Source organism: Rhizobium sp. WYJ-E13, assembly GCF_018987265.1.
In the GTDB taxonomy this organism is placed as follows: Bacteria; Pseudomonadota; Alphaproteobacteria; order Rhizobiales; family Rhizobiaceae; genus Rhizobium.
The window spans coordinates 404,894-429,606 of sequence record NZ_CP076854.1 but is presented as its reverse complement, the minus strand read 5'-3'; the positions used below and the strand labels follow the sequence as shown (position 1 = coordinate 429,606).

25 protein-coding genes and 1 pseudogene are annotated in these 24,713 nt (G+C 59.9%); 16 read left to right on the top strand and 10 right to left on the bottom strand.

Annotated features, from left to right (window positions below; translation table 11 throughout):
- Positions 1–9 precede the first annotated feature (9 nt).
- Together hutU and KQ933_RS23545 are read left to right on the top strand one after the other, a co-directional pair.
- Positions 10–1,698: a urocanate hydratase gene (gene hutU, locus KQ933_RS23550; RefSeq protein WP_216760240.1), complete on the top strand. Its 1,689-nt coding sequence runs from the start codon at positions 10–12 to the stop codon at positions 1,696–1,698.
- A 3-nt stretch (positions 1,699–1,701) separates the two neighbouring features.
- Positions 1,702–2,277 carry a HutD family protein gene (locus tag KQ933_RS23545; RefSeq protein ID WP_216760239.1) on the top strand — a complete coding sequence of 192 codons (576 nt, stop codon included), beginning with the start codon at positions 1,702–1,704 and terminating at the stop codon, positions 2,275–2,277.
- A 58-nt stretch (positions 2,278–2,335) separates the two neighbouring features.
- Here the strand turns inward: KQ933_RS23545 and hutC (KQ933_RS23540) are convergent, their stop codons facing one another.
- A complete protein-coding gene (hutC, locus tag KQ933_RS23540) occupies positions 2,336–3,091 on the bottom strand; it encodes a histidine utilization repressor (protein WP_216760238.1) in 756 nt (251 codons plus the stop codon).
- A gap of 191 nt (positions 3,092–3,282) precedes the next feature.
- Here hutC (KQ933_RS23540) and KQ933_RS23535 point away from each other — a divergent pair, with 191 nt between their 5' ends.
- From KQ933_RS23535 to solA, 6 genes are all read left to right on the top strand, one after another.
- A complete protein-coding gene (locus tag KQ933_RS23535; RefSeq protein WP_216760237.1) occupies positions 3,283–4,125 on the top strand; it encodes a transporter substrate-binding domain-containing protein in 843 nt (280 codons plus the stop codon).
- 104 nt (positions 4,126–4,229) lie between these two features.
- A complete protein-coding gene (locus tag KQ933_RS23530) occupies positions 4,230–4,955 on the top strand; it encodes an ABC transporter permease (RefSeq protein ID WP_216760236.1) in 726 nt (241 codons plus the stop codon).
- Positions 4,956–4,965: 10 nt separating this feature from the next.
- Positions 4,966–5,670 (top strand): ABC transporter permease, encoded by a 705-nt coding sequence (locus KQ933_RS23525; RefSeq protein ID WP_216760235.1) that lies wholly within the window; start codon positions 4,966–4,968, stop codon positions 5,668–5,670.
- Positions 5,671–5,697: 27 nt separating this feature from the next.
- Positions 5,698–6,474, top strand: coding sequence for an ABC transporter ATP-binding protein (locus tag KQ933_RS23520; RefSeq protein ID WP_216760234.1), 777 nt, complete (start codon positions 5,698–5,700; stop codon positions 6,472–6,474).
- A complete protein-coding gene (gene hutH, locus KQ933_RS23515) occupies positions 6,471–7,964 on the top strand; it encodes a histidine ammonia-lyase (protein WP_216760233.1) in 1,494 nt (497 codons plus the stop codon). The genes KQ933_RS23520 and hutH overlap by 4 nt, the downstream gene beginning before the upstream one ends.
- 9 nt (positions 7,965–7,973) lie before the next feature.
- Complete coding sequence (solA, locus tag KQ933_RS23510; protein ID WP_216760232.1) at positions 7,974–9,104, top strand: N-methyl-L-tryptophan oxidase; 1,131 nt, start codon at positions 7,974–7,976, stop codon at positions 9,102–9,104.
- 46 nt (positions 9,105–9,150) lie between these two features.
- On the opposite strand, the pseudogene KQ933_RS33850 reads toward solA, so the two are convergent.
- From KQ933_RS33850 to KQ933_RS23480, 7 genes and pseudogenes are all read right to left on the bottom strand, one after another.
- A pseudogene (locus KQ933_RS33850) lies at positions 9,151–9,345 on the bottom strand (type II toxin-antitoxin system RelE/ParE family toxin); the annotation flags it as partial.
- 90 nt (positions 9,346–9,435) lie between these two features.
- Complete coding sequence (locus KQ933_RS23505; RefSeq protein ID WP_216760231.1) at positions 9,436–10,242, bottom strand: GNAT family N-acetyltransferase; 807 nt, start codon at positions 10,240–10,242, stop codon at positions 9,436–9,438.
- Between the two features lie 228 nt (positions 10,243–10,470).
- Positions 10,471–10,650: a hypothetical protein gene (locus tag KQ933_RS23500; protein ID WP_216760230.1), complete on the bottom strand. Its 180-nt coding sequence runs from the start codon at positions 10,648–10,650 to the stop codon at positions 10,471–10,473.
- Between the two features lie 277 nt (positions 10,651–10,927).
- Entirely contained in the window at positions 10,928–11,719 is a 792-nt protein-coding gene (locus tag KQ933_RS23495) for an amino acid ABC transporter ATP-binding protein (RefSeq protein WP_216760229.1), read from the bottom strand.
- Positions 11,716–12,384 carry an amino acid ABC transporter permease gene (locus tag KQ933_RS23490; protein WP_183800017.1) on the bottom strand — a complete coding sequence of 223 codons (669 nt, stop codon included), beginning with the start codon at positions 12,382–12,384 and terminating at the stop codon, positions 11,716–11,718. The genes KQ933_RS23495 and KQ933_RS23490 overlap by 4 nt, the downstream gene beginning before the upstream one ends.
- Entirely contained in the window at positions 12,381–13,022 is a 642-nt protein-coding gene (locus KQ933_RS23485; RefSeq protein WP_216760228.1) for an amino acid ABC transporter permease, read from the bottom strand. Before KQ933_RS23485 ends, KQ933_RS23490 begins: the two co-directional genes overlap by 4 nt.
- A gap of 98 nt (positions 13,023–13,120) precedes the next feature.
- On the bottom strand, positions 13,121–13,948 hold the full coding sequence (locus KQ933_RS23480; RefSeq protein ID WP_216760227.1) for a transporter substrate-binding domain-containing protein: 828 nt from the start codon (positions 13,946–13,948) through the stop codon (positions 13,121–13,123).
- A 241-nt stretch (positions 13,949–14,189) separates the two neighbouring features.
- Here KQ933_RS23480 and hutC (KQ933_RS23475) point away from each other — a divergent pair, with 241 nt between their 5' ends.
- From hutC (KQ933_RS23475) to KQ933_RS23460, 4 genes are all read left to right on the top strand, one after another.
- On the top strand, positions 14,190–14,933 hold the full coding sequence (gene hutC, locus KQ933_RS23475; protein WP_216760226.1) for a histidine utilization repressor: 744 nt from the start codon (positions 14,190–14,192) through the stop codon (positions 14,931–14,933).
- A complete protein-coding gene (locus tag KQ933_RS23470) occupies positions 14,930–15,871 on the top strand; it encodes a LysR family transcriptional regulator (protein WP_216760225.1) in 942 nt (313 codons plus the stop codon). The genes hutC (KQ933_RS23475) and KQ933_RS23470 overlap by 4 nt, the downstream gene beginning before the upstream one ends.
- Positions 15,872–15,981: 110 nt before the next feature.
- Positions 15,982–17,337 (top strand): LLM class flavin-dependent oxidoreductase, encoded by a 1,356-nt coding sequence (locus tag KQ933_RS23465; protein WP_216760224.1) that lies wholly within the window; start codon positions 15,982–15,984, stop codon positions 17,335–17,337.
- Positions 17,334–17,873, top strand: a complete 540-nt coding sequence (locus KQ933_RS23460) for a flavin reductase family protein (RefSeq protein ID WP_216760223.1) — start codon at positions 17,334–17,336, stop codon at positions 17,871–17,873. Before KQ933_RS23465 ends, KQ933_RS23460 begins: the two co-directional genes overlap by 4 nt.
- Here KQ933_RS23460 and KQ933_RS23455 read toward each other — a convergent pair.
- A complete protein-coding gene (locus KQ933_RS23455; RefSeq protein ID WP_216760222.1) occupies positions 17,850–19,013 on the bottom strand; it encodes an aminotransferase in 1,164 nt (387 codons plus the stop codon). The genes KQ933_RS23460 and KQ933_RS23455 overlap by 24 nt on opposite strands.
- A gap of 96 nt (positions 19,014–19,109) precedes the next feature.
- Between KQ933_RS23455 and speB the strand changes: the two genes are divergently transcribed.
- Complete coding sequence (gene speB / locus KQ933_RS23450; RefSeq protein ID WP_216760221.1) at positions 19,110–20,165, top strand: agmatinase; 1,056 nt, start codon at positions 19,110–19,112, stop codon at positions 20,163–20,165.
- Between the two features lie 218 nt (positions 20,166–20,383).
- Here the strand turns inward: speB and KQ933_RS23445 are convergent, their stop codons facing one another.
- A complete protein-coding gene (locus KQ933_RS23445) occupies positions 20,384–21,175 on the bottom strand; it encodes a GntR family transcriptional regulator (protein ID WP_216760220.1) in 792 nt (263 codons plus the stop codon).
- Between the two features lie 170 nt (positions 21,176–21,345).
- On the opposite strand from KQ933_RS23445, the gene KQ933_RS23440 reads away from it, so the two are divergent.
- The 3 genes from KQ933_RS23440 (at position 21,346) to KQ933_RS23430 (ending at position 24,691) form a co-directional block, all read left to right on the top strand.
- Complete coding sequence (locus tag KQ933_RS23440) at positions 21,346–22,602, top strand: ABC transporter substrate-binding protein (RefSeq protein ID WP_216760219.1); 1,257 nt, start codon at positions 21,346–21,348, stop codon at positions 22,600–22,602.
- Between the two features lie 107 nt (positions 22,603–22,709).
- Positions 22,710–23,804: an ABC transporter ATP-binding protein gene (locus KQ933_RS23435; RefSeq protein ID WP_216760218.1), complete on the top strand. Its 1,095-nt coding sequence runs from the start codon at positions 22,710–22,712 to the stop codon at positions 23,802–23,804.
- Positions 23,801–24,691 carry a carbohydrate ABC transporter permease gene (locus KQ933_RS23430; RefSeq protein WP_216760217.1) on the top strand — a complete coding sequence of 297 codons (891 nt, stop codon included), beginning with the start codon at positions 23,801–23,803 and terminating at the stop codon, positions 24,689–24,691. The genes KQ933_RS23435 and KQ933_RS23430 overlap by 4 nt, the downstream gene beginning before the upstream one ends.
- The last annotated feature ends 22 nt before the right edge of the window (positions 24,692–24,713 follow it).

Genomic DNA, 24,713 nt, shown 5'->3' with positions numbered 1-24,713 from the left:
AACATCATCATGACCGTAAACCCGCGCCACAATATCCGCGAAATCCGCGCTCCCCGCGGTAACGAGCTGAACGCCAAGAGCTGGATGACCGAAGCGCCGCTGCGTATGCTCATGAACAATCTCGACCCGGATGTCGCCGAGAACCCGCATGAGCTCGTCGTCTATGGCGGCATCGGCCGCGCCGCGCGCACCTGGGACGATTTCGACCGCATCGCCGCCACGCTGAAGACGCTAAACGAAGACGAGACGCTGCTCGTGCAGTCTGGCAAGCCGGTCGGCGTCTTCCGCACCCACAAGGATGCGCCGCGCGTGCTGATCGCCAATTCCAATCTCGTGCCGCACTGGGCGACCTGGGACCATTTCAACGAGCTCGATAAAAAGGGCCTCGCCATGTACGGCCAGATGACGGCCGGTTCGTGGATCTATATCGGCACGCAGGGCATCGTGCAGGGCACTTACGAAACCTTCGTCGAGGCCGGCCGCCAGCACTACAATGGTAATCTTAGGGGTAAGTGGATCCTGACCGGCGGTCTCGGCGGCATGGGTGGCGCCCAGCCACTGGCCGCCGTCATGGCCGGCGCCTGCTGCCTTGCCGTCGAATGCGACGAAACCCGCATCGATTTCCGCCTGCGCACCCGCTATGTCGATGAAAAGGCCCACACGCTGGACGAGGCGCTGGAAAAGATCGAGCGCTGGACCAAGGCCGGTGAAGCAAAGTCCATCGGCCTCGTCGGCAATGCCGCCGAAATCTTCCCGGAACTGGTGGTCCGCATGAAGGCGGGCGGCCCGCGCCCCGATATCGTCACCGACCAGACCTCGGCGCATGATCCACGCAACGGCTACCTGCCGGTCGGCTGGACCGTTGCCGAAGCCAGGGCCAAGCGCGAAAGCGATCCGAAGGCCGTTGAAGCGGCCGCCCGCGCCTCGATGAAAGCGCATGTCGAAGCCATGGTCGCCTTCTGGGATGCCGGCGTTCCGACGCTCGACTATGGCAACAATATCCGCCAGGTCGCCAAGGACGAGGGCCTTGAAAACGCCTTCGCCTTCCCGGGCTTCGTACCGGCCTATATCCGCCCGCTCTTCTGCCGCGGCATCGGGCCGTTCCGCTGGGCCGCACTTTCCGGCGATCCGGAAGACATCTACAAGACCGATGCCAAGGTGAAGGAACTGCTTCCCGACAACAAACACCTGCACAACTGGCTCGACATGGCCAAGGAACGCATTGCTTTCCAGGGCCTGCCGGCCCGCATCTGCTGGGTCGGTCTCGGCGATCGTCATCGTCTCGGCCTTGCCTTCAACGAAATGGTCAGGAACGGCGAGCTGAAGGCCCCCGTCGTCATCGGCCGCGACCACCTCGATTCCGGTTCCGTCGCTTCGCCGAACCGCGAAACGGAAGCCATGAAGGACGGCTCGGATGCGGTCTCCGACTGGCCGCTCCTGAACGCCCTGCTCAACACCGCCTCCGGCGCCACCTGGGTCTCGCTGCATCATGGCGGCGGCGTCGGCATGGGATTCTCGCAGCATTCCGGCATGGTCATTTGCGCCGACGGCACCGATGATGCGGCCCGCCGCCTCGGAAATGTTCTCTGGAACGATCCTGCGACCGGTGTCATGCGCCATGCCGATGCCGGCTATGACATCGCCATCGATTGCGCCAAGGACAAGGGCCTTCGCCTGCCCGGCATTCTTGGAAACTGAGCCATGAAGGTCCTGCGCGCTGCCGATCACAAGCGCATGCCGTGGAAGAACGGCGGCGGCGAAACGGTGGAGATCGCCATTTCGCCTGATGGTGCGGGGCTTGCCGATTTCGACTGGCGGGTCAGCATGGCGACCGTCGCGTCCGACGGGCCTTTCTCCGTCTTTCCCGGGATCGACCGCACGCTGTCGATCCTGAAAGGCAACGGTATGCGGCTCTTCATCGAGGGCCGTGAGCCGGTGCTCCTGACGCGGGAGAGTGAACCCCTCGCCTTTGCCGCCGATATCACCGTCTCGGCAACGCTGCCGGATGGCACAATCACCGACCTGAACGTGATGAGCAGGCGGGGTGCCGTGAGGCACGCAGTCGCGCGGCATTTCATCGATGGTGAGAAAAGCCTGGCGTTTGCGAAAAGGATTTTCCTGCTCTTTTGCGCCAATGGAATTCTGGCGGCGCGAACAGGTGCTCAGAGCATCGAACTCGACGCCGGCGATGCAATGCTGCTTGAAGAGAGCGATGGCGGCAGGCTCGATCTTTCGGGCCAGGCGCTCTGCTACGCCATCTCGATCGAGAAAGCGTAAAATCATGGAATCGGTTAGGGAAATCGCTCTTTCGAGGAGAGTTCCATATACAACTAGTCTATTCCTCGAAGATCTTGCCGCTGCGCGTTTCCAGCCTGTAGCGATGTCCGGGATAGACGAGACGCGCCGTCGAGACCACTTGGCGGGCCGACCAGGTGCGTCGGCGGATGGCAAGGCATGGCTCATTCTGCAGGATTGTCAGCAGCTTGCATTCCCAGGCGCGCGGCACCACCGCCTCGACGATATGCTCCGATGCGCTGAGCGGTGCCGCCGCCGTCAGATAGGCATTGGGCGTCAGCGTCGAAAAGTCCTGTGCCAGATAGTCGGGGACCGCCCCCGGATTGACGAAACGGTCCTCGATCTGGACAGGCACGCCATTCTCGTTGTGGACGATCAGCGAGTGGAAAACCGGCGCGCCGATGTCGAACCGCAGCGCATCGGCAACCTCCGGAGAGGCCGTCTCCTCAGCCAGAACGATAACATCAGCCTCGTGAACATGGCCGCGCTCGGCGATCTCGTCGGCGATATTGCGCACCTCGAAGAGCGCAGAATAGCCCTTGCGTTCCGCAACGAAGGAACCGACGCCCTGGATGCGGAGGAGTTCGCCTTCGTTCGCCAGTTCCCGGAGCGCCCGATTGGCCGTCATCTTGCTGACGCCGAGCTCCACCACCAGCTCGTTTTCGGAGGGCACGCGGTGCCGCGGCGGCCATTCGCCGCTGCGGATCCGGTCGAGAATGACCTGCTTGACGCCGGCATAAAGCGGGCCGCCGTCATTCTCTGCCAGCTCGCGCTTCATCTCACTGGGACGCTTCATTGCCTATTCCCTTTGCACGAATGGAATCTGCCCTCTAAATCGACTTTCCACTTGCATATCACAAAATATCTCATATGGTACCCTATACAACCTGCCGATCCAAAAATGAAACAAAGGACCAGGACGGGCAAGCCGGCGAAGATCGGCATTCATACCGCAAGGTCTGTCCAATCTCAGAGGAGATCACATCAATGAAGCTCAGCACGATTCTTCTTTCCTGCGCGATGACGGCAGCCGCCTTTGCGGCTCCTGCCTCTGCCAAGGACTGGACGAAGGCGACCATCACGCTCGAAGGCGCCTACGCTCCCTGGAACCTCACCAATGCCGACGGCTCGCTCGGCGGCTTCGAACCGGAGCTCGCCAAGGTTCTGTGCGAACGCGCCAAGATCGAATGCACATTGGTCGCATCCGACTGGGACGGCATGATCCCGGCGCTGAATGCCGGCAAGTTCGACGTCATCATGGATGCACTGTCGATCACGGAAGAGCGCAAGCAGGTCATCGATTTCACGGTTCCCTATGCCGCAACACCGGCAGCCTTTGCCACTGCCAAGGACAGCCCGCTTGCCAACGCTTCCGGCACCGGCGCAACCATCAAGATGACACCCGGCCAGACCGGCGTGAAGGAAATCGAAGCGCTGAAGGAAGCCTTCAAGGGCAAGGCGATCGGCATTCAGGCGGCAACCGTCTACGCCAAGTTCGTCTACGATAATTTTGGCAGCATCGCCGAAATCCGCGAATACAAGACGGGTGCTGACCGCGACCTCGACCTGCAGAACGGCCGTATCGATCTCGGATTCGACGATGCGGTCTACTTCAACAACGCCTTCGAAGCCGCGGGTGGCGCACTGACCTTCACCGGCCCGGAAATCGCCGGCTCGATCTGGGGTGAAGGCGAAGGCCTCGGCATCCGCAAGGCCGATACCGACCTGCGCGACAAGTTCAGCGAAGCCATCAAGTCAGCACTTGCCGATGGCACGGTCAAGAACCTCTCGATGAAATGGTTCAAGGTCGACGTCAGCCCGCAGAACTAAGCTTCCGATCAAAAGCCGCGTTCCGTGGTCTCCGCTTTGCGATCGGAGACCACGTGCTATTCTGACCGCCCGTCATCACGACGAAGACAGCGCTGGGAAGGCCCATGGCGACACTCGAACTGATTGGTTTCGGCTCAACCGGGTGGGGAGCTTTTCTCCTCCTTGGTGCCTTGCTGACGCTCTGCGTGACAGCCACAGCGCTGGCGATCGGCGCCGTCCTCGGCGCGATTATCGCGGCCGCAAAGCTATCCAGCAACGTCGTGCTCGTCACGACCGGCCACATCTACACCACCGTTTTCCGCGGTGTGCCGGAGCTGCTGATCATCTATCTGATCTATTTCGGCGGCTCTTCGGCGGTGACAGCGATCGGCCAGTCGATGGGTTATGAGGGTTTCCTCGGCCTGCCGTCCTTCGCCGCTGGTGCGCTTGCCGTCGGCATCATCTCCGGCGCTTATCAGGCGGAAGTCTATCGTGGTGCCTATCTTGCCATTTCCAAGGGCGAGCTTGAGGCTGCCTCGGCAATCGGCATGCATCGCGGCCTACGGTTCCGCCGCATTATCATTCCGCAGGTCCTGCGCCTTGCCATTCCCGGTCTCGGCAACGTCTGGCAATTGAGCCTGAAGGATTCGGCGCTGATTTCGGTTACCGGCCTTGCCGAGCTGATGCGCTCGAGCCAGGTAGCCGCCGGCTCGACACGGCAATATTTCCTGTTCTACATTGTCGGCGGCGCGCTCTACCTGATCCTCACTAGCCTATCGGACCGCGTTTTTAACGGCGCTGAGCGCAATGCCAATCGCAGCATGCCGGCTTCGGCCATGGGCCAGGCATAGGGAGGGATAGATGGATATCGCCTTCCTCTTCAGCACCATGGTCACGCTCTTGAAAGCCGTGCCGACGACGCTGATCCTGTTCTTCCTGTCGATCTTCTTCGGCGGATTGCTTGCACTCGTCATCGTCTCCATGCGCGTGAGCGGCAATCCCATCCTTTCGGGTTTTGCCAAGGGCTATATCTTCATCTTCCGCGGCTCGCCCCTGCTGATCCAGATGTTCCTGGTCTTTTACGGGCTCGGCCAATTCGGTGTCATCCGGTATTCCTTCCTGTGGCCGTTCCTGCGGGAGCCTATGGTCTGCGCGGTTCTCTCGCTCGCTCTCTGCACTGCCGGTTACTCCGCCGAAATCTTCCGCGGCGGCATTCGCGCCGTCTCGCCAAAGGAAATCGAGGCGGCCCGCGCCATCGGCATGTCCGGCTTCCTGATGGTGCGCCGTATCCTGGCGCCGATCGCTTTCCGCCACGCGCTGCCGGCCTATTCGACCGAGATCGTGCTGATGATGAAATCGACGGCACTCGCCAGTCTGGTTACGGTCTGGGAAGTGACCGGTGTGGCACAGCGGCTGATTTCGCAGACCTACCGGACGATGGAGGTCTTTCTCTGCGCCGCCATCATCTACCTCGTTTTGAACTTCATCATCCTGCAGGCCATGTCCCTGCTGGAATATTGGCTATCCCGACATCGCCGCGCCATTCCGCCGGCGCTGAAGGCATGAAACCGACTGAACGTGATTGGAGCCTCCATGCCCGGCGTAACCCGACTTTCGGTCCGCAATATCAGAAAGAGCTTCGGCACCCATGAGGTGCTGCGCGGCATTTCGCTCGACGCTGAGGATGGTGACGTGATTTCGCTGCTCGGCGCCTCCGGCTCCGGCAAATCCACCTTCCTGCGCTGCATCAACCTGCTCGAGATCGCAAGCGACGGTGAGATCTGGGTCGACGGCGAACATATCGAAATGACCCACAAGAACGGCAAGACGAGACCCGCCAGTCAGAAGCAGGTTGACCATATCCGCTCCGAACTCGGCATGGTCTTCCAGTCGTTCAATCTCTGGTCCCATATGACGATCCTGCAGAATGTCATCGAAGGACCGGTCCATGTGCTGAAGCGGCCGCGGGCTGAATGCATTGCCGAAGCCGAGGCGCTGCTCGAAAAAGTCGGGATCGCCGACAAGCGCCACGCCTATCCCGCGCATCTCTCCGGCGGCCAGCAGCAGCGGGCGGCGATTGCCCGTTCGCTCGCCATGAAGCCGAAGGTCATGCTTTTCGACGAGCCGACCTCGGCGCTAGATCCTGAACTCGTCGGCGAAGTGCTGCGCGTCATGCGCGCACTCGCCGAGGAGGGCATGACCATGCTCGTCGTCACCCACGAAATGAGCTTTGCCCGCAACGTCTCCAACCGCGTCGTCTTCATGCGCGAAGGGCTGGTCGAAAGCAGCGGCACGCCGGACGAAATGTTCGGCGGCGGCGCGTCGCCGGCCTTCCGCCAATTCATCGGCCATTTCGGTGGCGCCCAATGACCATTACCATCGATCGGGTTGCAGGCTGGCGCGATATTGCACGCGTGGCCGAGGGTGAGGCTCTCACCCTGTCGCAAGCGGCCTGGGATCGCATTAGGAATGCAAGCCGCATCGTCGAGCGGATCGTTGAGACCGGCGTGCGCGCCTATGGCATCAATACCGGCGTCGGCGCGCTGTCAGATACGGTGGTCGACAGAGCCTCGCAAATCAGGCTGTCGCGCAACATCATCCTCAGCCATGCCTGCGGCGTCGGCCCGCTGCTGGCGCCGCGCGAAGTGCGCGCGATCATCGCTGCGCAGATCGCCAATTTTGCCCATGGGCATTCCGGTGTGCGCCCTGACATCGTCCGCCATCTCGCCGCTTTCCTCGAGAGGAATTGCATTCCGGACGTTCCCTCCAAGGGATCTGCAGGTTACCTCACCCACAATGCCCACAACGCGCTGGTACTGATCGGCGAAGGCAGCGCAAGCGTTAATGGCAGCCGCATGAGCGGCCGGGATGCGCTTGCCGCTATCGGCCTCGAACCGCTGGTGCTCGGTGCCAAGGAGGGTCTCAGCCTTGTCAACGGCACTGCCTGCGCGACCGGACTTGCAAGCGTTGCGCTCGCCCGCGCCGAGCGGTTGCTCGACTGGGCCGATGCGATCGCGGCCCTGACGCTTGAAGCTGCCGGCTGCCAGATGGCGGCCTTCGATGCAACTGTTCTGGCGCTTCGCCCCTCCAAGGGCATCGCCCATGTCGGCGCTGCGCTGCGCGCCCGGCTTGCCGGCAGCGGTCTGGTGGCAGCTGCGCTCGGTCGACGAACACAAGACGCGCTCAGTCTACGTTCCATCCCGCATGCCCACGGCGCTGCGCGCGATGTCTTCGATACCGCCGCCTTTGTCGTCGATCAGGAGCTCGCCTCGGTCACTGACAATCCCGCCGTGTCGGGCACGCCGGAAGAGCCGATCGTCTCCTCGGAAGCCCATGCCGTCGCACCCGCCCTCGCGCAGGCCGCCGATAGTCTGGCGATGGCGCTTGCGCAGATTTCCGCCATGAGCGAACGGCGCACGGACCGCCTCGTCAATCCGCTGGTGAGCGGACTGCCGCCCTTCCTGGCAAGCGATGCCGGCAGCAATTCCGGTTTCATGATCGCGCAATATACGGCCGCCGCTCTCGTCAATGAGAACCGGCGGCTCGCAGCGCCGGCTTCTACCGATGGCGGTATCACATCGGGCCTCCAGGAGGATTTCCTGGCGCATCCGACAGCCGCCGCCAACAAGCTTCTCGCGCTGATCGACAATGCCGAATATATCCTGGCGATCGAATTGATGGCGGCTGCGCAGGCGCACGAATTCCTTGTAGGCACCGCGTCGAGGGCGACGGGTACTGATGCTATCTACAAGGCCGTTCGCACGATCGTGCCTGCCTATGCCGATGATCGGCCACCGTCGCGCGACATCGAGGCCTTACGCGGGCTCGTCCGTAAGGCCGCGGCACCAGCAATTCCCTGAGGAGACTTCATGACCGCCAGCTTCGACGTCGCCGTTATCGGCCTCGGTGCCATGGGAAGTGCTGCGCTCGCCTTTCTGGCAGCCCGCGGTGTCAAGGCGATTGGCTTCGATGCCCATTTTCCCGCCCACGCGCTGAGTTCCTCGCATGGTGACAGCCGCCTGATCCGGCTCGGCTATTTCGAGGATCCGTCCTATGTTCCGCTGCTCAAGCGCGCCTATCAGAACTGGCGGTCGCTGGAGGCGCGCTTGCGTACCGATATCCTGACGATAACAGGCGTGCTGCAGATCGGCGCGCCCGACGGCAAGATCGTCTCCGGTACGCGCTCCTCCTGTGAGCTGCACGGACTTGCCCAAGAGGTGCTCGACAAGGCGGAGATGGCGCGCCGTTTTCCCGCCTTCCAGCTTGACGACCATGAGATTGGCCTGCTTGACCCGCAGGGCGGCTATCTTCGCCCGGAAGCGGCTGTCATGGGTTATCTGAGACTGGCTGTCGAGGATGGCGCGGTCCTGCATTTCGGCGAGAAGGTGACGGCGATCGAGCCCGATGATGCCGGCGTGACGATTACGTCCGAGAGCGGACGCTTTCGCGCGGGAAAAATCGTGGTGGCGACCGGATCCTGGATTGCCGAACTCGTGCCACAGCTCGAAAAGGCCGCGGTGCCGATCCGCCAGGTCGTCGCCTGGTATCAGCCACAGGATGGCTTTGCCACGCAGCCGCAGCGCATGCCCTGCTTCCTGCGCGACGAGGGCGCGGAAGGCTCCTATTTCGGTTTCCCGGCCATCGGCGTCGATGGCGTGAAGATCGGCAAACACGCACATTTCCGCGAACCGATCGATCCTAACAAGCCGAACCCGCCTGTGAACGATGCCGACAGGGCCTTGCTCGACGGTTTTATCAAGAAGCGCGTTCCGGGTGCAGCGGGTCTTCGTATGAAAGAGGCGACCTGCCGTTATACAATGCTGCCGAGCGAGGATTTCCTTCTCGACCATATGCCGGGCGAGAAGAATATCGTCGTCGCCTCCCCCTGCTCCGGGCACGGCTTCAAGTTTACCAGCGTCGTCGGCGAAATCCTGGCGGATCTTGCCCTTGATGGTCAGACCGACCTGCCCATCAACGCCTTTTCCTTTGCCAAGGTCTAGAACCGCGGGCGGCGGCTCAGTGAGCCGCCTAGGGGGAAGAACTCCTGGACATGCTGCGCAGGTCGGGCAATCCCAACTCGTATCCATATCGTAGCGATCCCGATTTCGGGTGCCTTGCGGTCAGGTCATAAGCTGCCTTTGAAGCGTCGATAAAGCCAAGGGCAACCTCGGTTCCAACGTCGAGCACATAGTAGTCAACGGCCGCTTCGACGTCACTGCGAGCCAATCCCCGAGGGACGATGGACTAATTTGTCACTTGCTGTGCCGAGAGCTTTCGCCTGGATCTCATAACAAGGAATTATACCGGTGCAGATATTGCACAGGCGGGTATTCAGACAGCGTCTGGCAGGAGATAATTCTTACGGACATAAGAAAGGCCGAAGCCGGCTCTGGTCAAGTTTGCGAATGACGAATTTGGCTGCCCTTCCTGAGGCTGTACGGTCTCCACCGCAAAGAGTGAGACACCCTTGGCAAGCCCTTCGTTCAATCGTGCATTGATCAATGCCTTTTGTGCGCCGCGCCCACGGTAATCAGGAAGCGTCGTTCCGCCGCCCAGCCAGGCGTATCCGCCTTGGATGAAGATCGCCCCCGTTCCAATCGGCGTGCCCTCCCACTCCGCGATGAAACAGCTCCAGCATTCCTTGCCGACGAGGCACGACCAAAGCGGCTCGAGCTCGGCCGGAAAACCAAAGCCAGTGCACATAATCTTGCCGAAAATGGGCGCGTCATCGACAGCGGCCAAGCGTGCACGCACAGGTCCTTCGATTGCAAGCGGAGCGGATGGCGCGGACCTTACCAGTTTTACCCACGCGCCGGTTTCAATCAGCCCTTTGTCTGCTATCCATTGACGCAGATCATTTGAGGCGGAAGCCTCGCTGATCTGGACGTTGCGCCGCCCCGTTTTGGTCTTCATCCAATCGAATGCAGCATTGAGCCCGCTGACGTCGTCCAAGCCAACTATGCGGTTAAGCCCGATGGCGGGAGCCTGGGGCAGTGAAATGGCGCAGCCATCGTCGACTGTCATACAGGTGAAATCGACGCTGTCCTTAAACGGCTGGGGCGTTATCCTGGCGAGGTCAATGAAAGCCTTTGCCTCGATCCACTCTTCCCGGGGAATTCTCTTGTTAGTATTCTTCAAACCATTTCCTTCTCAAAATAATCGGTCGTCCGAAGCTGCTACGCGAGACGGAGCCAGATTTTTCTCCGGCTCGCTGGACGGACAGCAGACGTCGAAAAATAGCCTGTAGAAGTATCGTCCATTAAATAAGATAAAAGAGGATATCGGTGAACGATTTCCAGTTTTCCAGAACCGACGGTCGCTCTCATCTTGTCTTAGTTCCTCGTCGGCAGACATCACTCCCAGACGTCATAAACAATCCGGATCGGTAACGAATTTGGCTTCTGATATCGCGCAGCCTTCGCCGATCTTCACGCAGGCGAAATTGTATGCTTCGACAAACGCAGGAGAGGACATATCGAATAGACTAACGAACGCCTGCACTTCGATTTCTTCGTCATACGGTATTCTCGCAAGCGAAATGTTCATTGCTGCGTATCCTTTCGGTCGAGTATTCAGATATGCCGAATTCGGCGGCAGTCAAAGATCCACAAGCGCCGCCTTTCGATAACTCCAGCAGTAGCCTCAGTTTGCGTGGGCCAACTTAGTCTCTTACGTATGTCATATTCGGATGCCGCTCAAGCGGCGGCCGCGGAACCCATAAGCCGTTTGCCTTCGTGCATTCCCCGTATGCACGCAGGTCAGGTTGGGGGAAGATCCCAGATGTTCAACTCAGCCTGCCTGACGATCCGGAAGGACATGGATGCTACAACAACATCGACGCACCACGGTCGAGATAGGTATCGAGGAATTGTTCAAGACGGGGATTTCTCGGTTTTTTGAATACCTCCTGGGGCGATCCGCTGAAGAGCACCTTGCCGTGGTCGAGAAAGATGATCTGCTGGCCGACGGTCGCAGCAAAACCTATCTCGTGCGAGACGACGACCATGGTCATGCCCTCGGCGGCCAGATCGCGCATGACGTTCAAGACTTCGCCGGTCAACTCCGGGTCAAGCGACGAGGTCGGCTCGTCAAACAGCATGATCTTGGGCTTCAGTGCCAGGGCACGGGCGATCGCCACGCGCTGCTGCTGCCCGCCCGATAGCTGCGAGGGATAATGCCCGGCCCGGCCCTCGAGGCCAACCTTGACGAGCTGGGCCATTGCCCGCTCCTCTGCATCCTTGCGGCTCATCTTGTGAACAGTTTTCAGCGCCTCGCTGACATTTCCAAGCGCCGTCATATGCGGCCAGAGATTGAACTGCTGGAACACCATGCCGATTTGGGCGCGGATCGCACGGTTGGCGGCAGCCGAAATGCGCTCGCGCCGCCCTTGAGAATCCTCGGTAAAGCCAAGCACCTCGCCGTTGATGGAGATCGTCCCGCGTGTTGCCTCCTCAAGAAAAGCCATGCAGCGTAAAAGCGTACTCTTGCCGGAGCCGGATGGACCGATGAGGCAGGAAACCTGCCCGAGCTCGATAGCCAGATCGATGCCATGAAGGACCGTGGTCTCTCCAAAAGTCTTGACGAGATTCCTGACTGCTATTGCTGGGACGCTCATGCGTTGAAAAACCTGAATCTGGATAGTTTCGTTTCAGCAAGGTTGCCGAGCCAGCCGGTGACTTCGACGAGCACCCAATAGAAAAGCGCCAATGCGGAGAGTGCTTCGACGAAGGCATATTGCTGCGAGCCGATTGCGCTCAGCGTCGCCGTCAGCTCAGGCACGGTGATAATCGACAAGACCGCCGTCTCCTTCATCAGGATGACCACCATATTCACGGATGGCGGCAGCACCAGCATCGTCATTTCCGGCAATAGAATGCGCCTGACGATCTGCCCCTGAGTCAGGCCGACACATTCGCCGGCCTCGATATGTCCCCTCGGCACAGCCTGGAAGCCGGAGCGGAAGATCTCGCTGAAATAGGCCGCCCCATAGATCGATATGCCGATCAATCCGGCGGGCAAGGGATCGAGATCGAGGCCGACAAAGGGGCCGCCGTAATAGACCAGGAATATCTGGATGAGAAACGGCGTGCCGCGCAGTACCGCGACGACGGCGCCTAGCGCCTTGTCGATCAGCATGCCGCCATATTGCCTCGCGACTGCCATCAGGAAGCCGAGGACGGCCGCAGCGATGGTGCCGAGGATCCAGATCATGATCGTCACGCCGGCACCGCTGACAATGGCGGGCCACTGCCCGATGAGGACATTGATGTCGAAGGTCACCGCGGCGCCCCCGGGAGTCTATTTTCGATCAGGCTGCCGGCAAGGGCCACCAACCAGTTGATCACCAGATAAATGAGACCGGCGGATGCGAAAAGCTGCAGCGGCAGGAAGGTGCTGCCGGCAAGGTCCTGCGCCATGCGCGTCAATTCGACGATGCCGACAACTGAGACCAACGACGAGGCCTTGAGAATGAGGATCGCCTCGTTGACGAGAGCTGGAAACGTGAGGCGCAGGGCGATCGGAACCTTGACGCGTCGGAAGATCTGGCGCGGCGTCAGACCAACCATTTCCGCCGACTCAACCAGGCCTGAAGGCACGCTGGCAAAACCGCCGCGCAGGTTCTCCGCCTGGTAGGCTGCCGTGCAGAGCGACAGGCCGATGATCGCGGCGACGATGCTCGGCACATTGATGCCGATGACCGGAAGAAGATTGTAGATCAGCAGCAGTTGCACCAGCAGCGGCACGCCGCGGAAGAAGCTGATGAGAATCTGGGCAGGTCGCACGAAAAGCCCTCGCCCCGACAGCAGCATTCCCGAAAGAAGGATCGCAATCGCAAAGCCGATGAGGATCGACACAACGCTGATGGTGACCGTGTAGATCGATGCCTGCAAAAGCAACTCGAAGAGTTTAACGGACATTGTTCAGATTTCGCTCGCTTGGCGGTGAGGAAGATCCGGTCGCTTTCCTCGGCCATGCCCCGGCATCCCCGCAGGCATGGCCGATTTCCGATGGCTGATCAGAATGCCGGGTCCTTAACGGAATCCGGTGTGTCGAAGCTCGCGCCGAACCACTTCTTCTGCAGCGTCGCCATCCGGCCGTCAGCTTTGATCTTCAGCATGGCGGCGTCGATCGCATCCATCAGCGGCGCATGATCTGCATCCTTGAGGCCGATAAAGCCGAAATAGGATTTCTTGCCAAAGGGCGGCAGCACGACTTCGAACGTGCCTTCGCGCTGCTTCGCAACGAAAGCAATGTTCGGCAGTGAGTTGGCAACACCGGCGATGCGGCCGGCCGCGAGATCCGCATAGGATTCAGTGAAGGCCGGGTATTCGCGGATATCGACCTTTGTCGGCAGGGCTTCGGAAAACTCCTTGAGCTGATCCAACTGAGCGGTCGCCTTGCCGACGCCAATCTTCTTGCCAGCGATATCCTCCGGCTTGCTGATCGTCTGGTCGCCCGCCTTCTTCAGGATCGCGATGGTCGCCTCAGCAAGCGGGGGCGTGAAACGATAGCGCTCCATGCGCTTCTTGGTGATCGTCGCTGGGCCTGCGACGACGTCGAACTTGCCAGCCTCGAGTGCCGGGAAGACGCCATCCCAGGGGAGCGTGACCCATTCGATTTTCACCCCAAGCTCCTTGCCGATCTCGTTAAAAAGATCGACGTTCAAGCCCACATGTTCGCCAGCGTCGATAAAATCGAACGGTGCGAAGGCCGTCTCGGTACCGACCTTCATGGTGCCAGCGGCCTTCACGGCGGCAAGCGTGTCGGCCGCATGGGCGGAAATCGTTGCGCCGAACAGAAACGCAGCGCCGACCAGCCCCTTCAGAAGCGAATTCTTCCTCATGTTTTTCTCTCCAGTTTTTACCCTTCCGGTGGAAGGTCCAAGTTCCCCAATCGTTGTCCCGCCGAGCGGATTTCTCTGATCCGCTTTTGTCTATACAAATAGATACAGGCCGGCCTACACTGTCAAACGCTAAACTCGACGCAGGCAAGATTTGTGCCGCATAGTGCTGTTAGCCGCATAGTGCCGGTAGCGGCGGCGGCTTTGGTGGAAATTGAATGTCATCGCTGGATCGAGGTGAGTTTTGGTTTCAATTCATCAGAGAATTTTCGAAGACATCGAAACCAGGATCATGGGCGGCGTCTGGCAACCTGGTCACCGCATCCCCTTCGAACACGAGTTGGTAGAAGAGTATCAATGTTCCCGAATGACCGTGAACAAGGCTCTTTCGGCCCTGGCGCAACGCGGCATGATCACACGCCGCCGCAAGGTTGGCTCCTTCGTCGCCTCCCGGCAGATCGACCGCACCGTGATGGATATCCAAGACATTTCGACGGAAGCCGAATTGGCGGGGCATGACCACAGCCACAGGATCCTGCGGCGAAGGATCGAGACACTGGATGCTGCCACCGCCGCACAGCTGGGCGAGACGACAGGAGCGGACATCCTGCGGCTTCACTGCCTGCACACAGTGGACGGCAAGCCAAATGCGCTGGAGCGGCGCATCATCATGCTCGCCATGGCCCCGACTGCCAGAACCGAGAGCTTTGCGTCGGTTCCGCCCGGCAAGTGGCTGCTCGACATGGTGCCCTGGTCGAAGGCAAGGCATGTCATTCGCGCCGTTTCGGCCGATGCCGCCACGGCACGACTGCTTGAGACCGAGCGTGGCAAGGCCTGCCTGACCCTGATCCGCCAGACGTGGCAGAGCAGCCGCACGGTCACTCACGTCGAAATCATCCATCCCGGCGACCGTTTCCAATTCGCCGGCGATTTCCATCCAACGGAAAGAAGCATCCCAGATCAACCGCCGCAGAGAGGTTCCTTTTGACGGAAAAACAGGTTATCCGGGCAGTGCCGCTCAAGGGCCTGCAGGCGTTCGAAGCTGTCGGCCGCTGTGGCGGCGTAAGCGCTGCGGCCCTCGAGCTGAAGGTTTCCCCCGGCGCGATAAGTCAGCAGATCCGCAAGATCGAGAGCTTTCTCGGTGTCACCTTGCTGGAGCGCAACGGGCGCACTGTCGAGCTCACCCAATGGGGGCGGCTCTATCACCAGGAAATATCGAAGGGTTTTGAGCAATTCGCGCTCGCGGAACAGGTTTTGGAACGGGCGCGCAATGAGAATGCTCTGGTTCTCAGCGCCCTGTCGTCCGTCGTCAACAAATGGATAGGGCGCCGGATCTTCGACTGGCAGGCCCTTCATCCGAATGCTCATGTCCGGATTGTCGGCCGCGACAAGGAACCGCGCATGGGCTTCGACGACGTCGATTTCCGCATCAGCTATGGATCGGATGTGCTGCAGCATGAACACTATACCGAATTGTTCCGCGATTGGGTCGTGCCAGCCTGCTCGCCGGCGCTGATCAAGGGCAAGGTGTCCTCGGTCGCACGGCTTCTCGAATATCCACTCCTGCATGTCGAATGGGAGCGGCATTTCACGCCCTATCCAAGCTGGCGCGAATTTGCTGATATGACGGGCACCACGTTCAAGGAGAGCACAGCAGGCCTTTCCTTCACCCTGTCGAGCAGTGCGATTGACGCAGCCGTCAACAAGCGCGGCGTGGTCCTCGCGCAGATGTCTATGATTGCCGACGAGCTTGAGGCACAGACGCTCGTCATTCCTGTCGATATACGCGTAGCACTGCGCGAAAGCTATTATCTCGCCTGGGATCGCGCGGCGTTGCAGAAGCCCCATGGGCGCGAATTCCGCGATTGGCTCGTCGCCGTTTCCCGTCAGCAGGCTTTGGCGTCCGCGCCCAGTCCAACACTTTAGAAAAACTAAAACAGAACTCAGCTGCGCAATATTGATGAAAAATTGTGCCTGACGATAACTTGCGCAGTCGGTTTCCCGCGGTGGCACGACCGATATCGATGGAGAGCTCGATGGCGCGAATCGACAAGATGAAACTCGGAACTTTCGTCTACACGTTCGGCTTTCATCCCGCCTCCTGGCTGCATCCAGCAAGCGACGTCAACGGCGCCAACGACTTCGCTCATCTGCTCGATGTCGCCAAACGATCCGAGGCCGCCAAATTCGATTTCATGTTCATTCCGGATTCTCCCGCCGCCGCCGTCGGTGATGCGAATGCGCTTGCCCGCATTCCGACCAAGATGAACCGTTTCGAACCCCTCTCGCTGCTTTCGGCTCTGGCGGTCACAACCGATAATCTCGGCCTCGTGGCGACGGCCTCGACGAGTTATTACGAACCGTACAATGTCGCGCGCCTGTTCTCCTCAATCGACCATCTGAGCAGAGGACGCGCCTGCTGGAACGTCGTCACCTCCGACCACGACGAAACCGGCTACAACTTCAACCGCGAGGGGCTCGACCCGCATGCGTTGCGCTATGAGCGCGGCGACGAATTCGTCGATGTCGTGTTCGGTCTTTGGGACAGCTTCGAGCAAGACGCGTTGCTTCTCGACCGTGAAACCGGTGTCTATTATGACAAGAGCAAACACCATACGCTCAATCACAAAGGCAAGCACTTCCAGGTCCGCGGCCCCCTCAACATCGCGCGAACGCCCCAGGGTCGCCCCGTCATCGCCCAGGCGGGCGGTTCGGAACCCGGAATGGACATGGCGGCACGCACGGCCGAGATCGTCTTCAGCCTCGCGTCGAATATCGAACGCAACCGGGCCTTCTACGAAAACGTCAAGCGTCGGATGCCGGCCTATGACCGCGATGCGGACGACCTGAAGATCATGCCGGGCATCGTTATCAACGTCGGTGAGACCGAAGCCGAGGCAAAGGCGAAGGTGGATTATCTGATCGACAAGATGCATCCGGATGTTGGCCGGCTGATGCTCTCTGAATTCCTCGAGGCCGATCTGCATGACGTGGCCCTCGACCAGCCTTTCCCCATCGAGCGGCTGCCGATAGCGCCAAAGGGATCACGCGCTCTGTTCGACGAACTCGTCGACTTCGTAACAAGTGGCCACACCGTCGGCGAACTCATCCGGCACTATGCCGAGAAGCATACCGGAAATGGCATGACAGGCACGCCATCCCAGATTGCCGACTTCATGGAGGAATGGTTCGAGACGCGCGCCGCCGACGGCTTCATCCTGATGTTTCCGACCTTGCCGTCCAGTCTCGACGACTTCGTGCGGCTCGTCCTGCCCGAGCTTCGACGCCGCGGACTGTTTCGCGAGGAATACGAGGGAAGAACCTTGCGCGAGAACCTCGGCCTCTCAATGCCGGCGAACCGCTTTGCCAAAACGCAAGCAGCAGGCCGATGAGTGCCGAAGCCTTGATCAGCGAAGCGGACTTCAAGCTTTCGATGCGTCATCTGGCAGGTGCCGTCAGCGTGATCACCGTCGGCGACGGGGAAGACCGCACCGGCTTCACCGCGACGTCGGTCTCTTCATTTTCGGCGGAGCGGCCCTCCGTCATCGTCAGCGTCAACCGTGCGTCTTCCTCCTGGCCAGTGCTGCAGCGGCACGGCTGCTTCTGTGTCAACGTGCTCGCCGCCGATCAGCAGACTGTGGCGCAATCCTTTGCCGGCCTTGATGGACGCAAAGGCGCCGAACGCTATGGCAATGCGGGATGGTATCGCCTGAAGACTGGCGCGGCCGTCCTTGAAAAGGCTCTTGCAGTGCTGGATTGCAGGCTTGAAGCCGCTTTCCACCATCATTCCCATGCAATTTTGATCGGGCATATCTGCGCGATCCAAGTCCGAAAGAGCATAGGGCCGCTTCTCTATTGGCGCGGCAGCTATCATCACCTTCCGGCAGAGGCTGAGCGCCGTGGTCTAGATGAGCCGGTCGGACAATAGGCCTATCGATGCGACATCCGCATTGGCAAAGGCAAGCCTGAGGTAACGCTCCTGCCCCTCCCCGAAATAGGCGCCGGGTAAACAAACGATGCCTGATTCCCTGGCGAGTTTTTCGGCCACCTCGGAAGACGAGCGATCGGTAAAAGGGTGGCGAACAAAGGCGAAATAGGCGCCGATCGCGCCAATCTCCCAGCCTGACAGCCTGGACACGACCCGTCTCAGCGCATCCGCCCGGCGAGCGATCTCGGCACGGTTGCCGGCCCGCCAGTCGGCGAGCAACGGGATGGCCGATGCAACGGCGATCTGGGCCGAACGCGGTGCGCAGATCTGCATGTTGTCCATCACTTTCGCGATTTCGGCGACGAGTTTGGGTCCTGCCGTGATCGCACCCAGCCTGTGGCCAGGAATGCAGAAGGATTTCGAGAAACTGTAAAGAAGAACGAGCGTGTCCTCCCAACCCGGCTCGGACAGCAGCGAGTGCGGCGGTCCGTAATCGGCGTCGAGGAAATCGCGATAGGTCTCGTCGAGGATCAGCCAGGCGCCATATTTCCGGCAGAGAACAAAAAGCTCATGAAGCAGCTCCGGCGGATACACTGCCCCGGTCGGATTGTTGGGTGTGACGACTGTCAGCATCTTCGCGCCGGCCGCAAGTGCCGCCTCGGCCGAACGCGGATCGGGAAAGAACCCATTGGCGGGATCACAGTCGACCAATCGCCGCCCGATCCCCAGCATCGACAGTGTCGTGTCATGATTGAAATAGAAGGGATTGGTGAGCGCTACAATATCGCCCGCGCCAGCAAGCGCGATCGCAGCACACATGAACGCCTGATTGCAGCCGGCGGTAATGTGGATATTGCCGGCGGAAATGGCGGCGCCGTAAAGCTCGGCAACATGGGCAGCGTAGGTCTTGCGCAATAAAGGCTCGCCCTCGATCGGCCCGTATCCCGTCATCTCCTGTTGTCCGGCCGTCTCGCCGAGAAGCCGCAGCATCTCCGGATGCGCGGGATAGCCGGGCACGGCTTGCGACAGATCGATGAGTGGCCCCTTCAGCCCTTTGTATTCACGGCCCCATGCAACGACGGACGGAATGGGCGGGGCAGAAAGGCGGGAAACGAGCGAATTGAATTTTGCGGCGGTCATATCGATTTCTCTTTGATCCCGATTGCTACAACGATACCAATGGCTTTCTCAACCTCTTTGTTGGGCGAAACGAAACTGAAGCGGAGACGCATGCCGATGGTGTGGGACAAAATGCGGCTTGAGCAGCTGCGCGCGGAGTTTGCGGACACCACTGGCGGCGAGATATTCGATGAGAAGTTTCGGAAAGTGGCAGAGAGGATCATCTCCAAAAATGGCACGCGACTGGCGCCATATTCTGGAGTGCCAACCTTCCTCAGCGCACCCCATATGCAGGTGGCTGCCGAAGAGCCCGACTTCGGCAATCTCCAGGTTGCAATCACCGGAATCCCGATGGATCTTGGCGTCTCCAATCGTCCAGGCTCCCGTTTTGGACCGCGCGCCCTTCGCGCCATTGAAAGGATTGGCCCATACAATCACGTTCTCGGCACGGCCCCGGTTTTTGATCTCCGGGTCGCCGACATCGGCGACGTATCGTTCCAGAGCCGTTACCGGCTGGAGCTAAGCCACGACGACATCGAAAAGCGCATCGGCCAAATCGTCGATGCCGGCGTCGCACCGCTCTCCGTCGGAGGCGATCATTCCATCACCCATCCAATTTTGAAGGCCGTCGGCCGGCAGCAGCCGGTTGGCCTGATCCATATCGATGCCCATTGCGACACAAGCGGTGCGTTCGACCAGACGAAGTTTCATCACGGCGGGCCGTTCCGCAATGCCGTGTTGGACGGCGTGCTCGATCCGACGAGGACGATCCAGATCGGCATTCGTGGTTCGGCGGAATATTTATGGGAATTCTCCTATAAGTCGGGAATGACCGTAATCCACGCAGAGGAGATAAGCGGAATGGGGATCGCGGCGGTCGTCGCCAAGGCAAAATCCATCGTCGGCAACGGCCCGACCTATCTTTCCTTCGATGTCGACAGTCTCGATCCGAGCTTTGCACCCGGCACTGGAACGCCCGAGATCGGTGGATTGACCACGCGTGAAGTCCTTGAACTGATACGAGGACTGAAAGGGGTAAACCTGGTCGGTGGTGACGTCGTCGAAGTTGCCCCGCAATATGACGCTACGACCAACACAGCGCATGCCGCGGCGCAGGTGCTTTTTGAAGTTTTGAGCCTGATGGTGTTCAGCCCATCGATCGGCAAACACTAAGCATTCTGTTCAACGAATGCGGGGTATGCGGGCAAGTCTCCAGGCGAAGCTGTTGAACGCCATTGACCGGTAAAAGCAGCATCGCCAATAAGCAACTTTTATGGCTGAAAAGCTCAAGAGCTCGCTAATCGGATCTACCCCGGTTCCGGCTGACGTGTCGGGTAACTGAATGCGCGAAATTATCCCGCGCGGCAATCCTCGGAGCAGAACAGAGTTGCTCAATACTGCGTGAAATCGCCCGATTCCGACTGAAGCAGCGTCAGCGGATAACGTGCAGGATGATGGACCAGGGCCGTCAGGTTGACCGGGCGATTGCGATCGTCGAAAGCGATCTGATCCACGGTGAGAACCGCAGCTGGCGAAGGCAGCTCGAGCATCGCAGCCTCCTCATCTGCCGCAAGGCGCGCGCTCAGCGTTGTCTGCCCGCGTTTCGGATGAATGCGATAGCGCTCGCGAAGTTCGGCATAGAGCGACCGGTTGGCAACGGCCCAGTCGAGATCAAGCAGGCCGGGAACGCGAGCCGCCGGGATCCAATCGGTCTGGATGACGGCTGGTATGTTGTCGAGAAGGCGAAGCCTTGACAAAAGAACCACCTCGGCGCCGGGTGCCAGGAAAAGCGGACGGCTCACCTCAAGCGGCGCTTGCACGATACGGGCCTCAATCAGCTTATGGCCAGGACTTCGCCCGTTCGCTATCGCGATGCTTGTGAAGCTTTTCAGAACCTGCAGTTCGAAGCCGCCACCACGCTCGGCGACGTAGAGTCCCTTTCCCGGCTGGCTGTGTATCACGCCCTGTTGGATCAACTCGCGTACGGCATGGCGCACGGTGATCCGGCTGACATTGTAGAGATCAACGAGTTCCCGCTCTGACGGCAGCTTGCCGCGCAGCGGCAGCTTGCCATCGCGGATGGACGCCAGAAGAGCTTCGTAGACCTGTTTGTGCAAGGGGCGAGGATCGTTCCGATCGATGCCGCCCTGTGGCGCGATGAATGATGCCGGAGCTTGCTGCATCTTCGAAATCCGATCCTGTGCTGTGCGAACAACTCTTGCCGTTTTGTATCTTCGACGCAACCGTCGGCAAAGTCCATGTTGACATGACTGGTCATAACCAGTCCTATTGGAAGCAAGGGGACAGAGAGCTCCGCGTAATGCCGAAGCGTTATCAACGAAGGGAACAATCGATGTTGAAGAAAAGCCTTGCCGCATTGGCGATATCTGCAGCCCTGTGGGGTGGCAGCGCACATGCCGAAACCATTTCCGTGTTTTGCGCGCCGACGGAATTCGAGCTCTGCACAAACGTTGCCAATGCCTGGAAGGAAAAGACGGGCAATGAGGCCAAGATCAACAAAATGCCGGCGCTTCTGGACGATGCGATTCCGATCTATCAGCAGCTGCTCGCCGCCAAATCCAAGGATATCGACGTCCTCTTCCTCGATGTGATCTGGCTCGGCATGTTCAAGAGCAACCTGCTCGACCTCAAGACAATGATCCCGCAGGCAGACCAGGACAAGCATTTCGCCTCGACACTCAATGCGGCCAAGCTCGACGGCAATCTTATTGCCATGCCTGCCTATATGGACGTCGGGCTCATGTTCTACCGCAAAGACCTGCTCGAAAAATATGGCAAGGCGGCGCCGAAGACCTGGGACGAGCTGGCTGCCACCGCCAAGGAAATTCAGGACAAGGAGAGGGCTGCAGGCTCGGCCGACATGTGGGGTTATGCCTGGCAGGCCAAAAGCTATGAAGGCCTGACCTGCGACGCGATCGAACTTGTTGCTTCCAACGGCGGCGGCACCATCATTTCTGACGACGGAAAGGTGACCATCGACAACCCGCAGGCTGCCGCAGCGCTCGAAAAAGCGAAGGGCTGGATCGGTTCGATCAGTCCCGAGGGCGTCCTCAATTATGATGAGGAGCAGTCGCGTGCCGTCTTCGAATCCGGCAACGCGGTCTTCCACCGCAATTGGCCCTATGTCTGGGGCACCTCGCATGAAAAGGGGAGCAATATCATCGACAAGGTCGGCGTGATGCCTCTACCAGTCGGCAAGGAAGGCGAAAAGTCGAGCGGATGCCTTGGCCCAATGTATTACGGCGTCAACAAATACAGCGCCAAGCCTGAGGTTGCGGCCGACTTTGTGAACTTCATCACCGGCCCAGACATGCAGAAGATGCGTGCGCTGAAGGCGGCTCTCAACCCGTCGATCCAGGCGCTATATAGCGATCCGGAAGTTCTTGAGAAGATACCCTTCCTCAAGGATAATCAGCAGGCCTTTGCCGACAGCGCCGTGCGCCCGTCTGGCTACACCGGCACCAGCTACAACCGCGTTTCACAGGCTTTCTACCGTTCGGTTCATGACATGCTTTCCGGCGGTGCCGAGGTCAAGTCCAGCCTGACATCGCTGGCCGCTCGGCTCGAGAAACTGAAGGAAAGCCGCTGACTTCTCCGGATGTCTGGTGGCGGGACGATCCGCTGCCGGAATACGTCACTACCTCGCCATCGAATAAGGTGGCGAGCCCTCTGCCGTCTCATACACTCAGGTGAACAATGGCATCGGTTTCGCTCGAATCCGTTTCGAAGAATTTTGGTACGCACACTGTTATCCAGAATGTCGACCTGCAGATCATCGACGGCGAGTTTGTCGTTTTCGTCGGTCCCTCCGGTTGCGGCAAGTCAACGCTTTTGCGCATCGTTGCCGGCCTGATCTCCGCATCCAAGGGCGTTGTGAGGATCGGCGGAGACGACGTGACTGATGTGCCTGCCTCCCAGAGAGGCGTCGCCTTCGTCTTCCAGTCTTACGCGCTCTATCCGCATATGAACGTTGCGCGCAATATCGGCTTCGCGCTTGAGACCCTCGGCATGAACAGGGCCGCTATCAGCGAGAAAGTGCGGTCGGTCGCACGGATGCTGAAGGTCGATCATCTGCTCGAACGCCGGCCGCGCGAACTGTCCGGCGGACAGCGCCAGCGCGTGGCGATCGGCCGCGCCCTGGTGCGCCAGCCCGAAATCTTCCTCTTCGATGAGCCGCTTTCCAATCTCGACTCGGATCTGCGAATGGAGATGCGCATGGAGATCGCCAAGCTCCACGACGATCTGAAGACGACGATGATCTATGTGACCCATGATCAATCGGAGGCGATGACGCTCGCCGACCGGATCGTCGTTCTCAATCACGGACGCATTGAACAGGTCGGCACGCCGAAGGAACTCTACCATACCCCTGACAACCGGTTTGTCGCAGGTTTCATCGGTAGTCCCCGCATGAACTTCCTGCCTGTGCAGACAACATCAGCCAAAGTGAGCGGACCGGGCGGCCTCATCATCGATGCGGACACCGAGGGCCAGGCCGTCTCCGAGATCGGCATACGGTCGGAAGCGATCCAGTTGGTGGCGGCTGGGGACGGACGAATGACCTGTGTGCTCGAACGTATCGAGGATCTTGGCCATGAGCATTTTGCCTATTGCCGCATCAACGGGGACGCCATCTGGGTCGTCCGCGTCAATGTCGAACCACCGAAGGAGCTGATCGGCAAGGAAGTCGGCCTGAATTTCCGGGATGCCTCGATCTTTGCCTTCGCGGCCGATGGAAAACGCCTCATTCTCAACCGCCAGGCCGGCGTGATCGCAGGAGCGCGGCAATGAGTGCCCGGCTTGCCCGCCGCGACCATCGTGCGGCCTGGCTGTTTCTGCTGCCGGTCATCATGGTCATGCTGGTCGTCGCCCTCTGGCCGCTCGGTCGCACCTTCTTCTTCGCCTTCACCGATGCCTATCTTGACGATCCCTCCGTCTATTCGATGACCGGAATCGACAACTTCCTTGAGGTCATCAACGACCGCAGCTGGTGGATTGCCGTCAAGAATACGCTGATCTTCACGGTCATTTCCGTCGCGATCGAGACAGTTCTCGGTCTGGCGATAGCGCTTCTCGTCAATGAAGCCATTCCGGGCCGCGGGCTGGCGCGCGCCGCCATACTCGTGCCCTGGGCGATCCCGGTCGTCGTCTCGACGAAGATCTGGGAATGGATGCTCAACGACCAGTTCGGCGTCATCAATAAGCTCCTCGTCGGGCTTGGCCTCATCGATCATGGCATTCCTTGGACGGCGAGCGGATCGCTGCTGATGGGTGTCGTGATCTTCGTCGACGTGTGGATGACGACCCCCTTCATGGTTCTGCTCATCCTGGCAGGCCTGCAGCTGATATCGTCGGAGATATTCGAGGCCGCGGAGGTGGATGGCATTCCGGCATGGAAGCGTTTCTGGTCGATCACCCTGCCGATGCTGCGCCCGGCAATCGGCGTAGCGGTCCTCTTCCGCGTCCTCGATGCGCTGAGGATGTTCGACCTTGCCTATGTGATGGCGGCGAGCAACGAGAGCGTCATGACCGTCTCCATTTACGCGCGCGACCGGCTGATCAGCTTCCAGGAGCTCGGCATCGGCTCGGCGGCATCGACCTGGGTCTTCCTGCTCGTCGCGCTTGTCGCCATCATTATCATCGGGGTCCTTCGCCTCGACAGAGCCGCGGGGACCTGAGCGACATGGCCGATGCGATCAT